The organism is Stenotrophomonas sp. SAU14A_NAIMI4_8 (assembly GCF_003086695.1).
GTDB lineage: Bacteria > Pseudomonadota > Gammaproteobacteria > Xanthomonadales > Xanthomonadaceae > Stenotrophomonas.
In genome coordinates, this window is record NZ_CP025999.1 from 3,855,235 (window position 1) to 3,868,895 (window position 13,661).

Annotated in this window: 12 protein-coding genes; 6 read left to right on the forward strand and 6 right to left on the reverse strand. The window is 66.5% G+C overall.

The features are described 5' to 3' along the window. The first annotated feature begins 6 nt into the window (after positions 1 to 6). From C1930_RS17375 to C1930_RS17395, 5 genes are all read left to right on the forward strand, one after another. Complete coding sequence (locus tag C1930_RS17375) at positions 7 to 729, forward strand: ABC transporter ATP-binding protein (RefSeq protein ID WP_108757225.1); 723 nt, start codon at positions 7 to 9, stop codon at positions 727 to 729. A 10-nt stretch (positions 730 to 739) separates the two neighbouring features. Beyond that, complete coding sequence (locus C1930_RS17380; protein ID WP_108757226.1) at positions 740 to 2,041, forward strand: ABC transporter permease; 1,302 nt, start codon at positions 740 to 742, stop codon at positions 2,039 to 2,041. 20 nt (positions 2,042 to 2,061) lie between these two features. Continuing rightward, on the forward strand, positions 2,062 to 3,279 hold the full coding sequence (locus C1930_RS17385) for an FtsX-like permease family protein (protein ID WP_108757227.1): 1,218 nt from the start codon (positions 2,062 to 2,064) through the stop codon (positions 3,277 to 3,279). A 104-nt stretch (positions 3,280 to 3,383) separates the two neighbouring features. Continuing rightward, positions 3,384 to 4,730, forward strand: a complete 1,347-nt coding sequence (locus C1930_RS17390) for a sigma-54 dependent transcriptional regulator (protein WP_108757228.1) — start codon at positions 3,384 to 3,386, stop codon at positions 4,728 to 4,730. Beyond that, positions 4,727 to 6,088, forward strand: a complete 1,362-nt coding sequence (locus C1930_RS17395) for an ATP-binding protein (RefSeq protein WP_108757229.1) — start codon at positions 4,727 to 4,729, stop codon at positions 6,086 to 6,088. Before C1930_RS17390 ends, C1930_RS17395 begins: the two co-directional genes overlap by 4 nt. Positions 6,089 to 6,180: 92 nt before the next feature. On the opposite strand, the gene C1930_RS17400 is transcribed toward C1930_RS17395, so the two are convergent. Both C1930_RS17400 and glmU read right to left on the reverse strand, forming a co-directional pair. Further along, the gene (locus tag C1930_RS17400) at positions 6,181 to 6,714 is read right to left on the reverse strand and encodes a GNAT family N-acetyltransferase (RefSeq protein WP_108757230.1); all 534 of its coding nucleotides are present in this window, start codon (positions 6,712 to 6,714) and stop codon (positions 6,181 to 6,183) included. After that, complete coding sequence (gene glmU / locus C1930_RS17405; protein WP_108757231.1) at positions 6,683 to 8,050, reverse strand: bifunctional UDP-N-acetylglucosamine diphosphorylase/glucosamine-1-phosphate N-acetyltransferase GlmU; 1,368 nt, start codon at positions 8,048 to 8,050, stop codon at positions 6,683 to 6,685. The genes C1930_RS17400 and glmU overlap by 32 nt, the downstream gene beginning before the upstream one ends. A gap of 80 nt (positions 8,051 to 8,130) precedes the next feature. Here glmU and C1930_RS17410 point away from each other — a divergent pair, with 80 nt between their 5' ends. Beyond that, positions 8,131 to 8,517, forward strand: a complete 387-nt coding sequence (locus C1930_RS17410) for a GtrA family protein (protein ID WP_108772282.1) — start codon at positions 8,131 to 8,133, stop codon at positions 8,515 to 8,517. 73 nt (positions 8,518 to 8,590) lie between these two features. Here C1930_RS17410 and C1930_RS17415 read toward each other — a convergent pair whose 3' ends face one another. The 4 genes from C1930_RS17415 to atpG form a co-directional block, all read right to left on the reverse strand. Then, positions 8,591 to 10,690 (reverse strand): hypothetical protein, encoded by a 2,100-nt coding sequence (locus tag C1930_RS17415; protein WP_234412689.1) that lies wholly within the window; start codon positions 10,688 to 10,690, stop codon positions 8,591 to 8,593. Positions 10,691 to 10,902: 212 nt separating this feature from the next. After that, positions 10,903 to 11,325 (reverse strand): F0F1 ATP synthase subunit epsilon, encoded by a 423-nt coding sequence (locus C1930_RS17420; RefSeq protein ID WP_005419509.1) that lies wholly within the window; start codon positions 11,323 to 11,325, stop codon positions 10,903 to 10,905. Positions 11,326 to 11,327: 2 nt separating this feature from the next. Then, positions 11,328 to 12,734: a F0F1 ATP synthase subunit beta gene (atpD, locus tag C1930_RS17425; protein WP_032129045.1), complete on the reverse strand. Its 1,407-nt coding sequence runs from the start codon at positions 12,732 to 12,734 to the stop codon at positions 11,328 to 11,330. 37 nt (positions 12,735 to 12,771) lie between these two features. Then, complete coding sequence (gene atpG, locus C1930_RS17430; RefSeq protein ID WP_010481324.1) at positions 12,772 to 13,635, reverse strand: F0F1 ATP synthase subunit gamma; 864 nt, start codon at positions 13,633 to 13,635, stop codon at positions 12,772 to 12,774. Positions 13,636 to 13,661: the final 26 nt, after the last annotated feature.

Genomic DNA, 13,661 nt, shown 5'->3' on the forward strand with positions numbered 1-13,661 from the left:
CACCCCATGTACATGCTCGAAATGCGTTCGGTCGCCAAGGTCTTCCGCACCGAACAGGTGGAAACCCATGCACTGCGCTCGCTGGAACTGCAGGTGAAGGAAGGCGAATTCGTGGCCGTCACCGGCCCGTCCGGCTCCGGCAAGACCACCTTCCTGAACATTGCCGGCCTGCTGGAAACCTTCACCAGCGGCACCTATCTGCTGGACGGCCAGGACGTAAGCACGCTGGGCGATGATGCGCGCAGCCGCCTGCGCAACCAGAAGATCGGCTTCATCTTCCAGGGCTTCAACCTGATTCCCGACCTGAACCTGTTCGACAACGTGGACGTGCCGCTGCGCTACCGCAAAATGAGCGCCAACGAGCGCCGCGAGCGCATTGAAAAGGCGCTGACCCAGGTCGGCCTGGGCTCGCGCATGAAGCACTACCCCAACGAACTGTCCGGCGGCCAGCAGCAGCGCGCGGCCATTGCCCGTGCCCTGGCCGGCAGCCCGCGCCTGCTGCTGGCCGACGAACCGACCGGCAACCTGGACACGCAGATGGCACGCGGCGTAATGGAGCTGCTGGAAGAAATCAACGCCGCCGGCACCACCATCGTCATGGTCACCCATGACCCGGAACTGGCCGCGCGCGCGCAGCGCAACGTGCACATCGTCGATGGCCAGGTGACCGACCTGGTGCGTGAGCCGGTGCTGGCTACGCCGCGCCGCATCGTTGCCGTGAACGAGTGAGGGCCTGACCATGTTCGCCTACTACGCCCGCCTGGCGGCGCGCAGCTTCCGCCGCAACAAGGTGCTGACCGCGCTGATGGTGGTGGCCATCGCGCTGGGCATCGGTGCCTCGATGACCACCCTGACTGTTTTCCACGTGCTTTCCGGCGATCCGATCCCGGAAAAGAGTGATCGCCTGTTCTACGTGCAGCTGGACCCGGGCCAGCGCGGTGGCTACGTGCCCGGCGAGGAACCCAACTCGCAGATGACCCGCTTCGACGGTGAGGCACTGCTGCGCGAGGCCAAGGCCGAACGCCAGGCGTTGATGAGCGCCGGCGGCGGCACCATCGAACCGGACAACAGCACCCTGCAGCCGTTCACGATCGATACGCGCTGGACCTCGGCCGATTTCTTCCCGATGTTCAACGTGCCCATGCAGTACGGCCGCCCCTGGACCCGCCAGGACGATGACGCCCGCGCGCGCGTGGTGGTCATTTCCAAGGCGCTGAACGACAAGCTGTACCAGGGCGGTAACAGCGTGGGCAAGGACATCCGCATGGATGGCCAGAGCTTCCGCATCGTGGGCGTAATGAAGGAATGGAATCCCGAACCGCAGTTTTTCGACCTGACCACCGGCAGCTACGGCAAGGATGAAGACCTGCTGCTGCCGGTCAGCACGTCCTTCGAAATGAAGCTGGGCAGCAGCGGCAACATGAACTGCTTCGGCGAGAACCCGGACGGCAACAGCTACTCGTTGAACGCACCCTGCACCTGGCTGCAGTACTGGGTCGAGGTCGACCCGGCCAAGGCCGACGACTATCGCCGCTACCTGGAAAACTATTCCAGCCAGCAGCGTGAGGCCGGTCGCTTCCAGCGCCCGCCGAACGTGCGCCTGCGCAACGTGATGGAGTGGCTGGACTTCAACGGCGCGGTGCCCAGCGATGTGCGCCTGCAGCTGTGGCTGGCCCTGGGCTTCCTGGGCGTGTGCCTGGTCAACACGGTGGGCCTGCTGCTGGCCAAGTTCCTGCGCCGCAGCGGTGAAATCGGCGTGCGCCGTGCGCTGGGCGCCAGCCGTGGGCAGATCTTCCTGCAGTGCCTGGTGGAAGCCGGTGCGGTGGGCGTGGTCGGCGGCGTGCTCGGCATCGGCGTGGCCCTGCTGGGGCTGTTCGCGGTGCGCCAGCAGCCGGTGGACTACGCCAAGCTGGCCCACCTGGACGGCAGCATGCTGCTGCTGGCCATCGGCCTGACCTTGTTTGCCAGCCTTGCTGCCGGCTTCCTGCCCGCCTGGCGCGCGATGCAGGTCACCCCGGCCATCCAGCTCAAGTCGCAGTAAGCACCCGAACGAGGACTCCCATGGACATCCGCCCCATCCTCAGCACCCTGCGCCGGCACAAGACCGCTGCCGCGCTGATCGTGCTGGAAGTCGCCCTGACCTGCGCCATCGTCTGCAATGCGCTGTTCCTGGTCAGCCAGCGCGTGGAAAAGATCAGCATGCCCAGCGGCATCGCCGAGAACGAACTGGTAATGGTGCGCGTGAGCGGCATCGGCAAGCAGACCAACGGCCTGGCCCGCACCCGCGAAGACCTGGCCGCGCTGCGCGCCATTCCCGGTGTCACCAGCGCCACCATCATCAACCAGGTGCCGTTCCGCGGCGGTTCTTCAAGCAGCAGCATCCAGCGCCAGCAGGACCAGGAACAGCCCACCACCGAAGCATCGATGTACACGATGTCCGAAGATGGCATCCGCACGATGGGCATCAACGTGATCGCCGGCCGTGACTTCCAGCCCGACGAATACCGGGACTACGAAGTGGTCAGCAAGGCCGGTTCGCAGGACAAGGCGATCCCGGTGATCTTCACCCAGGCCACTGCCGCGAAGATGGAACCCAATGGCAATGCGCTGGGCAAGACCTACTACATGGGCAAGCAGCCGCTGCATGTGATCGGCATCGTCGACACCCTCACCACCCCCACCGGCTGGGCCAACAACTGGTCCGAATCGATGCTGCTGCCGCTGCGCCGTGGCTTCGACGAAGGCGGCACCTACATGCTGCGCACCGCACCGGAGCGCCGCGACGAGGTGCTGAAGGCTGCGGTGGCTGCGCTGGAACGCAACGATCCCAACCGCCTGATGCGCGAAAAGATGACCTATGAAGAACAGCGCCAGAAGTACTTCAGCAACGACCGCGCCATGGTCGGCCTGCTGGTGACGGTGTGCGTGGCGCTGCTGGTGGTCACGGCCCTGGGCATCGTCGGCCTGGCCAGCTTCTGGGTGCAGCAGCGCAGCAAGCAGATCGGCATCCGCCGTGCGCTGGGTGCCACCCGCGGGCAGATCCTGCGCTACTTCCAGACCGAGAACTTCCTGCTGGCCACCCTGGGCATCGTGCTGGGCATGCTGGCGGCCTACGCCATCAACCTGGCCCTGATGAACATGTACGAGCTGCCGCGCATGCCGCTGCTGTACCTGCCGCTGGGCGCCCTGCTGCTGTGGGTGCTGGGCCAGATCGCAGTGTTCGGCCCAGCCCGGCGCGCCGCCGCGGTACCGCCGGCGGTGGCCACCCGCGGGGCCTGAGACGTACCCCCGGGCCCTGCGCGGCCACGGGTTTGGCTATGCTTGATGGGTGGCGCCGGTCACGGCTCTCTTGGCGCCACCCATCCCTTCTCCAGAATGCGTCCATGCCTGCGATCCTGATCATCGACGACAACGCCAGCGTAGCCACTGCGTTGGACGTGCTGTTTTCCCTGCATGACATCGACACCCTGCAGGCGCAGAGCCCGGCCGAAGGGCTGGCCCTGCTGGAATCGCAGCCGGTGGATCTGGTGATCCAGGACATGAACTTCACCGAAGACACCACCTCCGGTGAGGAAGGCGAAGCACTGTTCGCGCAGATCCGCGCGCGCCACCCCGATCTGCCGGTCATCCTGCTGACCGCCTGGACCCACCTGAGCAGTGCGGTGGACTTGGTCAAGGCCGGTGCCGCCGACTACCTGGCCAAGCCGTGGGATGACCGCAAGCTGCTGACCACGGTGAACAACCTGCTGGAGCTTTCCGAGGCGCGCCGCGAGCTGGACCAGCGCCGCGCCCGCGAACAGCGCCAGCGCACCGCCCTGGAAACGAAGTACGAGCTGTGTGATGCAGTGTTCGCCGATCCGGCCAGCGAGCGCATCATCGCCCTGGCCTGCCAGGTCGCACGCTCGGAACTGCCGGTGCTGATCACCGGCCCCAATGGCGCCGGCAAGGAAAAGATCGCGCAGATCATCCAGGCCAATTCACTGGCCGCCAAGGGCCCGTTCGTGGCGGTGAACTGCGGCGCGCTGCCCTCGGAACTGATCGAAGCCGAACTGTTCGGCGCCGAGGCCGGTGCCTATACCGGTGCCAACAAGGCACGCGAGGGCAAGTTCGAAGCGGCCGACGGCGGCACGCTGTTCCTGGATGAGATCGGCAACCTGTCCCTGGGCGGACAGATGAAACTGCTGCGCGTACTGGAAACTGGCCGCTTCGAGCGCCTGGGCTCCAACCGCGAGCGGCAGGTGAAGGTGCGCGTGGTCAGCGCGACCAATGCGGACCTGCCGGCGATGATCCGCGACGGCAGCTTCCGCGAAGATCTGTATTACCGCTTGAACACCGTGGAGCTGGCACTGCCGCCGCTGGCCGAGCGTCCCGGTGACATCCTGCCGCTGGCCGAGCGTTTCCTGGCCGCCGGCAAGCCGCTGTCCAGCGCCGCCGCGGCCGCGCTGCAGCGCCACCCGTGGCCGGGCAACGTGCGCGAACTGCGCAATGTGATCCAGCGCGCCGAACTGCTGGCCAGTGGCCCGCGCATCGAGGTGACCGATCTGAACCTGCCGCGTGCGCCGGCCGCAGCACGCCCCGCGCCGAGCGCCGGCAACGACCCGGACCGTGCGCGTATTGAAGAGGTGCTGGCACGCAACCACGGGGTGATCGCGCAGGCGGCCGCCGAACTGGGGCTGAGCCGGCAGGCGCTGTATCGCCGCATGGACCGCCACGGCATTCCGCGCGAATGAAGCGGCGCTCGTTCACCTTCCGCCTGTTCCTGCGCCTGCTGCCGGTGCTGGCGCTGGCTGCGGCATTGCCGTGGTTGCTGGCCTACTGGCTGGACCACGGCTGGGCGGTCACCCTGGTGTCCACCGTACTGCTGCTGGCGCTGATGTGGTGGGCGCTGCGCCGTGCCACCGCACCGGTTCGATCGCTGATGCGGGCATTGGCCGGCACCACCAGCAGCTACCGCGACGGCGAATACAACTTCAGCGTGCATTGGCCGGGCAACGACGAGTTGGGTGACCTGGTACAGGCCCACCGCGAACTGGGCGATGTGCTGCGCGAACAGCGCCAGGGGCTGGTGCAGCGCGAGCTGCTGCTGGACACCATGGTGCAGAACACGCCGGTGGCCATGCTGCTGATCGCCGCCGGTGGCGATGGCATTGCGCGCGTGGTGTTTTCCAACCTGGCCGCACGCAAGCTGCTGCACGGCGGCTGGAAGCTGGAGGGCCAGCGGCTGCAGGATGTGCTGCAGCAGATGCCGGTGGAGCTGCGCGATGCCATCGAGCGCGGCGGCGACAGCCTGTTCGCGGTGCGCCCGGACGTGGACGACGGTACCGAACTGGACGAGGACGACGAACAGGTCTACCACCTGTCGCGGCGCGCGTTCCATCTGAACGGCCGCCCGCACGATCTGCTGCTGGTGCGGCTGCTGACCGCCGAACTGCGGCGGCAGGAAGTGCAGACCTGGAAGAAGGTGATCCGGGTGATCAGCCATGAGTTGAACAACTCGCTGGCGCCGATTGCCTCGCTGGCCCATTCCGGCGGCGAGCTGGTGAAGCGCGAGCGTTTCGACCGCCTGCCCGAGATCTTCAGCACCATCGAAGACCGCGCACGCCACCTGGAAGGCTTCATCCGCGGCTACGCGCGCTTTGCCAAGCTGCCGCAGCCGCAGCTGCAGACCGTGCACTGGGCGCCGTTCCTGGCCAGCCTGGGCCAGCAGATTCCGTTCACCATGGACCACCCGCCCAGCGAAGACCTGAGCAGCCGCATCGACATCGCCCAGTTCGGCCAGGCGTTGTTGAACCTGCTGAAGAACGCGCATGAAGCCTGCGCCGAAGCCGACCCGCCCAACGACGATGTGCAGGTGCAGCTGACCCGCCTGCCGCAGTGGCTGCGGCTGGATGTGCTGGACCGCGGCAAGGGCATGAACGAGCAGGTGCTGCAGAACGCACTGATGCCGTTCTATTCCACCAAGCGCAACGGCACCGGGCTGGGCCTGGCGCTGACCCGGGAAATCGTGGAAGCGCACGGCGGGCGGGTGTCATTGCAGAACCGCGGCGAGGGCGGGCTGTGCGTGTCGATCCTGTTGCCGGTGGGGTGAACGGGGGGGGCGTATCCACGCATGGCGTGGATCTACCGGGGATAGGACCATGGCGGGCGGCAGTAGATCCATAGGCCGATCAAGGTCGGCCGCTACAGCACCCGACGCATCGCGACCCGCAGATGCATCGGAAACGCCAACGCAGCCTCTTCGGCCATCACGGCCTGAAGGCCGGCGCCCCATTCCGCTTCCGGCACCGTGACGAATCCTTCGCTGGCGTAAAAGGCCGCGTTCCACGGCACATCGCTCAACGTGGTCAGTACCGCTGCCGGATAGCCGTCTGCCCTGGCCATCGCCAATGCGTGGCGCAACAGCGCACGTCCATGGCCCCGGCGCGCGTGCGCGGGATCCACATCCATCTGCAGCACATGGAACTCACCTGCCAGTTCACCGGCCAGCAGGTAACCGGCGATTCCGCCGTCGGCCGCATCCACCACCCACACCTGCCGGCGCCGCAGACCTTCGTGCAGCGCAGGCAGATCCAGGCCATGCCCGGCAAACACCGGATAGGCATCATGGCCCTTCAGCAGCTCGCCGGCGCGCTGTTCGATGCCTGGCAGCACGCCGAGCTCATCGGCGTGCGGCACACGTGGCTCAGGACTTCTTGATCGGGCGCTTCCAGCCATCGATGGTTTCCTGTCGTGCGCGCGCCAGGGTCAGCTTGCCATCGGGTGCGGTGCGGGTGATGACCGAGCCGGCCGCAATGGTGGCGCCCTCGCCGATCAGCACCGGCGCCACCAGTGCACTGTTGGAACCGATGAAGGCGTTGTCGCCGATGGTCGTAGTCGACTTGTTCACCCCGTCGTAGTTGCAGGTGATGGTGCCGGCGCCGATGTTCACCTTGCTGCCGATCACCGCATCGCCCAGGTAGGTCAGGTGGTTGGCCTTGCTGCCCACGCCCAGGGTCACTTTCTTGGTTTCCACGAAGTTGCCCACGTGCACGCCATCGGCCAGCACCGTGCCCGGACGCAGCCGCGCGAACGGGCCGATCTGCGCGGCGCCTTCGCTCACCACGCCTTCCAGATCGCAGTGCGCGCGCACCTCGGTGCCCGGCCCCAGGGTCACGTCCTTCAAGCGGGTGAACGGCCCGATGCTTACGCCATCGCCCAGCACCACGGCGCCTTCCAGGATCACGTCCACGTCGATCTGCACGTCGCTGCCCACGGTCACCTGGCCGCGTACATCCACGCGGGCCGGGTCAAGCACGCGCGCGCCCTGGGTGCACAGGGCGCGCACCGCGCGGCGCTGCCACGCGCGTTCCAGCTGCGAAAGCTGCCACGGGTCGTTCGCGCCTTCGGCTTCCTGGGCGTCGGCCACCAGGGCCATCTCCGCCGGGGTGAACTCATGGGCGGCGAAGGCGAACACATCGGTCAGGTAGTACTCGCCCTGCGCGTTACGGTTGGACAGCTGCGACAGCCAGCGCCGCAGCGCGGTCGATTCGGCGGTAATGATGCCGGTGTTGATGATGCGGATGCGGCGCTGCTCGTCATCGGCATCCTTCTGTTCGACGATGGCGCCGACCTTGCCCTCGGCATCGCGCAGGATGCGGCCATAGCCGGTCGGGTCGTCCATCTCGGCCACCAGCACCGCCAGGCGCCCCGGCTGCGCCAGCAGGTCACGCAGGGTCTGCGCGCGGATCAGTGGGACATCGCCGTACAGCACCAGCACCTGCGCGGCGTCGGGCACTTCGGGCATGGCCTGGGCCACGGCGTGGCCGGTCCCCAACTGCTGCGCCTGTTCGGCCCACAGCAGGTCCGGCTGGTCGGCGAAGCGCTGGCGGACTGCTTCGCCACCATGACCGTAGACCACGTGGATCGCCGCCGGCTGCAGTTCGCGCGCGGTGGCGATCACATGCGCCAGCATCGGCTGCCCGGCGATCGGCTGCAGCACCTTGGGCAGCACCGACTTCATGCGCTTGCCGGCGCCGGCGGCCAGGATGATCACGTGCAGGGGTTGGGTCATGGGCGGCTATCCGTAGGTCGTTGCCGACGATTCTAGAACGCAGGCCGTTAACATGGGCATCCCTGCAGACTCCATTGCCCATGAGCCTGTTCCGCCAAGGCACCGCCTACCTCGTGATCGGCCTGGCCCAGCTGCTGCTGGACTGGCTGCTGTTCGTCGCCTGCACGGCGGCGGGCATGCCGGTGGTGCCGGCCAACGTGGCCGGGCGCGTGGGCGGCATGCTGCTGGGGTTCTGGCTCAACGGGCGCTACACCTTCGCCGATGCGCAGGGCGGCCAGCGCCTGGGCTGGCGCCGGTTCGCACGCTTCCTCCCGCTGTGGGCGCTGGTGACGATCGCCAGCACCCTGCTGGTGGCCGCCGCCGACCATGCGCTGGGCCTGCAGTACGCATGGCTGGCCAAGCCGCTGGTGGAAGGCGGGCTGGCGTGCGTGTCGTTCCTGCTGATGCGGTTTGTGGTCTACCGCTGACGGCGGGGCTGGCGTATCGAGGTCCGCCAACGCGCGGCGCGCCATCGTCGACTGACCGTTGACCCTACCGGGTTCAGTGACCGCGACGATCTGCCAATCGTTGGCCGAGCCCCTCCCGCCAGAGCTGCAGCGGGCTGTAGCGCAGTCGCAACGTGTGCTGGCCCTGGGGCACGCAGATGGCACGGAACAGCCCGTTGCCACGCACGATCGGCAGGCCAAGGCCCGATTCCAGCGTCGCCACCCACCCCGGGGCATGCAGTTCATTGACCACCAGCCAGCCGGGTTCATCCGCAACCAGTTGCAGCGTCATCGCCCCTGCACGGTAGCGATGGCTCAGCACCTGCACGTTTCCGGCATCCGCATCCGGGCAGGCAGTGCTCACCGAAGCCGGCAGCCACACCACCTGCTGGAAGTCGGTGCGACCGTAATCATCGGCCGGGGGCAGATCGTCGGCATGACGACGAACGGTATGCGGATTGAGGGTGCGGGGGAGCACATCCGCGCGCCGTGCCACGTACAGCCCCTCGCCCTGCGCCTGCGCACCCGCGAACGCCTGCGCGGACAGCAGCCAACGCACGCCCAGCAGATGGAACAGGGGCGCATCCATATCGGCCGCCCAAGGGGTAGCAGGCTTCTGCTGGAACGCGTCGACCGGCTCAGCCGGCATGCCGGCCATGGCCTGGTAGCGCACGTCGAGCAGTGGGTTATACCCATTGGCCAGCGGCAGACCGTGTGCCGCTGCGCCATTGGTCAGCGTGCCCAGCCCGAACACCACGGCCCGCTCCGGCAAGCCTTCGCCGCGCTCGCGGACGAGCAGTGCAAACGCGCGTTGCGACGGCGCGTCGCGCGTGGCGTCCAGCACAACATTCCTGCTGCTGCGTGTATTGAACGCAGTGCTGACGTTGAACAAGATCATGTCGAGCATCACCAGTGCGAACACCCAACGCAGGGGGTGGGCGTGGCGACGCAGCAGATACAGCGCGCCCCCGCCGATGGCGCCACTGATGGCCATCCAGGCGAAGGACTGCATCTGCCCCGCGGCGACCACCAGCCAGCCGGTGTAGACCAGCAGCACGGCCAATGCCAGTACGGAAGGCAGGTGCGGCTGCAAGCGGGCGCGCTGCACGGCGGCCTGCAGGGCGTAAGCTGCCAGCCAGGCAGCGGCCGGAACGGTCAGGAACAGCGCATCGGACGGGCGCCGGAACAGATCAAGGCCCGGCAGCACCGTAAACAGCCAGGGGAACAACGGCGTCGCACCGCCCAGTGCCACGAGCACGGCCAGCACCAGGGTGGCCAACGCAATGCGTGCCGCCGCCGGGTGCTGCTGCACCACGCGACCGCCCCAGGCCAGCCATAGCGCCAGCGGGACCGCCCCCATGTACAGATAGTCGGTGGTGACATCACCGAACGCCCAGTTGTCACCGCGCCCCTGCGCGAACACATTGCCGGACAGCAGCGTGGCCAGCGATTGCAGGTGCAGCGCGCCCGGCAGTGCGGCCTGCAACGAGAGACCGTCCCGGTTGGTTTCGCCCAGCCAGGCCAGGGTCGACAACCATTGCGGTGCGCTGATCAGCGCAGCGATGAAGGCGACGGCCGACAGGTGCAGGGCCAGACGTCCACGCGAGTCCCTGGCAACCAGCAGTGCAGCACACGCATAGATGGCACAGGCCAGGATGATGAAATAAGTGACCTGGGTGAGCTGCAGGGCGCACAGTCCACCTGCAATACCTGCCAGCAGCACATCACCGATGCGTCCCCGGCGACGCAGCTGATCCAGCCCCAGCCACAGCCAGGGCAGCACGCTGTAGCTGATGATCATCGGCGTATGCTGCAGCCGCGAGGCAGCCACCCCACCCACGGCCAGCACCAGCGCAAACAGCAGCTGCGGTGCCACCGACAGCCCCCACGACCGCGCCAGGCGCAACGCACCCAGCCCGCCGGCCAGCACGTGCAGCAGCACCACCACGGTAAACAGATGCAGCGACGTGGGCGCCGGCATCATCGGCAGGATCATGCTGGGCTGGAACGTCATCATCTGCGGGTCGGCCAACTGGGGGTAACCCGAGTACAGGTAAGGGTTCCACCAAGGGGCCTGCAGATGGCGCAACTGCTCGGCCGTAAAGCTGACGGCCGGGAAGAACTGCTGGACGGCGTCGAAGGGAATCGTCTTCACCCCCGCCAGCCAGGGCAGGCACAGCACGCACCAGGCCAGCAACCATGCCGCCTCTGGCCGAGCGGCCAAACGGCGCGAAGCGCTTGCCAGAATGGGAGTGCGTCCGTGCTGCTGCATCTGCGTTCCTTCGTGCAAAAGAAAATCGCCGGCACGGGGCCGGCGATCTCTTCAACGCGTGCCCTGACCGTAATGGCAGGCGCCAGCGCCTGGCGTCAGTGCTTGAGGTTCTTGCGCAGACGTTCCAGGGCCTGCAGCTGGACCACGGCTTCGGCGAGCTTCTGCTGGGCTTCGGCCACTTCCATCGCTTCACCACGGTTGGCCAGGATGCGCTCGGCTTCTTCCTTGGCCTTGCGGACCGAGGCTTCGTCGATGTCCTGGGCGCGGATGGCGGTGTCGGCCAGCACGGTCACTACCTGCGGCTGCACTTCCAGGATGCCGCCGGAAATGGCGAAATCCAGCTGCTCGCCGTTCGGCGTGGTGACCACGACCTTGCCGGGCTTGAGTCGGGTGATCAGCGGGGCGTGCTTGGGCGCAATGCCCAGCTCGCCCAGCTCACCGGTCGCCACGACCAGGGTCGCTTCGCCACGGAAGATTTCCTGTTCAGCGCTGACGATGTCGCAACGAATGGTGCTCATGATCAGGCCTTCTCAGCCATCTTCTTGGCCTTCTCGACCGCTTCTTCGATGCCGCCGACCATGTAGAACGCCTGCTCCGGCAGGTGGTCGTACTCGCCATCGACGATGGCCTTGAAGCCACGGATGGTGTCCTTCAGCGGCACGTACTTGCCCGGCGAACCGGTGAACACTTCGGCCACGTGGAACGGCTGGCTGAAGAAGCGCTCGATCTTGCGGGCGCGCGACACGGCCTGCTTGTCTTCTTCGGACAGTTCGTCCATGCCCAGGATGGCGATGATGTCCTTCAGTTCCTTGTACTTCTGCAGGGTCTGCTGGACGCGCTGGGCGGTGTCGTAGTGCTCGTGGCCGATGACCAGCGGGTCCATCTGGCGGCTGGTGGAATCCAGCGGATCCACGGCCGGGTAGATACCCAGCGAGGCGATCGAACGCGACAGGGTAACGGTCGAGTCCAGGTGGGCGAAGGTGGTCGCCGGCGACGGGTCGGTCAAGTCATCGGCGGGCACGTAGACGGCCTGGATCGAGGTGATCGAACCGTTCTTGGTCGAGGTGATGCGTTCCTGCAGGACGCCCATTTCCTCGGCCAGGGTCGGCTGGTAACCCACGGCGGACGGCATACGACCCAGCAGTGCCGACACTTCGGTACCGGCCAGGGTGTAGCGGTAGATGTTGTCGACGAACAGCAGGACGTCCTTACCCTTGCCGTTTTCGTCCTTCTCGTCGCGGAAGTACTCGGCCATGGTCAGGCCGGTCAGGGCGACGCGCAGACGGTTGCCCGGCGGCTCGTTCATCTGGCCGTACACCATCGCCACCTTGTCCAGGACGTTGGAGTCCTTCATTTCGTGGTAGAAGTCGTTGCCCTCACGGGTACGCTCACCCACGCCGGCGAACACGGACAGACCGCTGTGCGCCTTGGCGATGTTGTTGATCAGTTCCATCATGTTGACGGTCTTGCCGACGCCGGCGCCGCCGAACAGGCCGACCTTGCCGCCCTTGGCGAACGGGCACATCAGGTCGATGACCTTGATGCCGGTTTCCAGAAGTTCGGTGGCCGGGCTCTGGTCTTCGTACGACGGGGCCGCACGGTGGATTTCCCAGCTGTCGCTGGCGGCCACCGGGCCGGCTTCGTCGATCGGACGGCCCAGCACGTCCATGATGCGGCCCAGGGTGCCAGCGCCGACCGGCACGGAGATGCCGCGGTCGGTGTTGGTGGCCACCAGGTTGCGCTTCAGGCCATCGGTGGAACCGAGGGCGATGGTACGCACCACGCCGTCGCCCAGCTGCTGCTGGACTTCGAGGGTGATTTCGGTGTTGTCGACCTTCAGTGCGTCGTACACCTTCGGCACCGACTCACGCGGGAATTCGACGTCGACGACCGCGCCGATGATCTGAACGATCTTGCCCTGACTCATTGCTGCATCCTCTAATGTGTGCTTTGAACGAACGCGGTCAGACTGCTGCCGCGCCGCCGACGATTTCGGAGATTTCCTGGGTGATCGCTGCCTGGCGCGCCTTGTTGTAGACGAGCTGCAGGGTGCCGATCAGCTTGTTGGCGTTGTCGCTCGCCGCCTTCATCGCGACCATGCGTGCGGCATGCTCGGAGGCGACGTTTTCCAGCAGTGCCTGGTACACCAGCGACTCGATGTAACGCGTCATCACGTGCTCCAGCACGGTCGCGGCATCGGGTTCATACAGGTAATCCCAGTCGTGGTGAGCGACCTGCTTCTCAGCCGGCGGCAGCGGCAGCAGCTGATCGAAGCTGGCCTTCTGCACCATGGTGTTCACGAAGCGGTTGTAGACCAGGTACACGCGGTCGACCTTGCCTTCGGTGAAGGCGTCGAGCATGACCTTGATCACACCGATCAGCGATTCCAGCTTCGGCACGTCGCCGATGTGGGTCACGCTGCCGACCATGTTGACCTTCACGCGGCGGAAGAAGGTCGATGCCTTCTGGCCGATGGTCACCAGGTCCACTTCTGCACCCTTGTCCTGCCATGCCTTGGCTTCGCCCAGCATCTTGCGGAACAGGTTGTTGTTCAGGCCGCCAGCCAGGCCGCGATCGGAGGAGATCACGATGAACCCGACCCGCTTGACCTGCTCACGCTCGACCAGGAACGGATGCTGGTAATCGGTGCTGGCCTGGGCCAGGTGGCCGATCACCTGCTTCATCGCCTGCGCGTACGGACGCGAGGTCTTCATCCGATCCTGCGCCTTGCGGATCTTGGAGGCCGAGACCATTTCCAGGGCGCGCGTCACCTTGCGGGTGTTCTGCACGCTCTTGATCTTGGTTTTGATTTCGCGTCCGCTTGCCATCTCTTGTTTCCCGTGGCGCGGGGCTG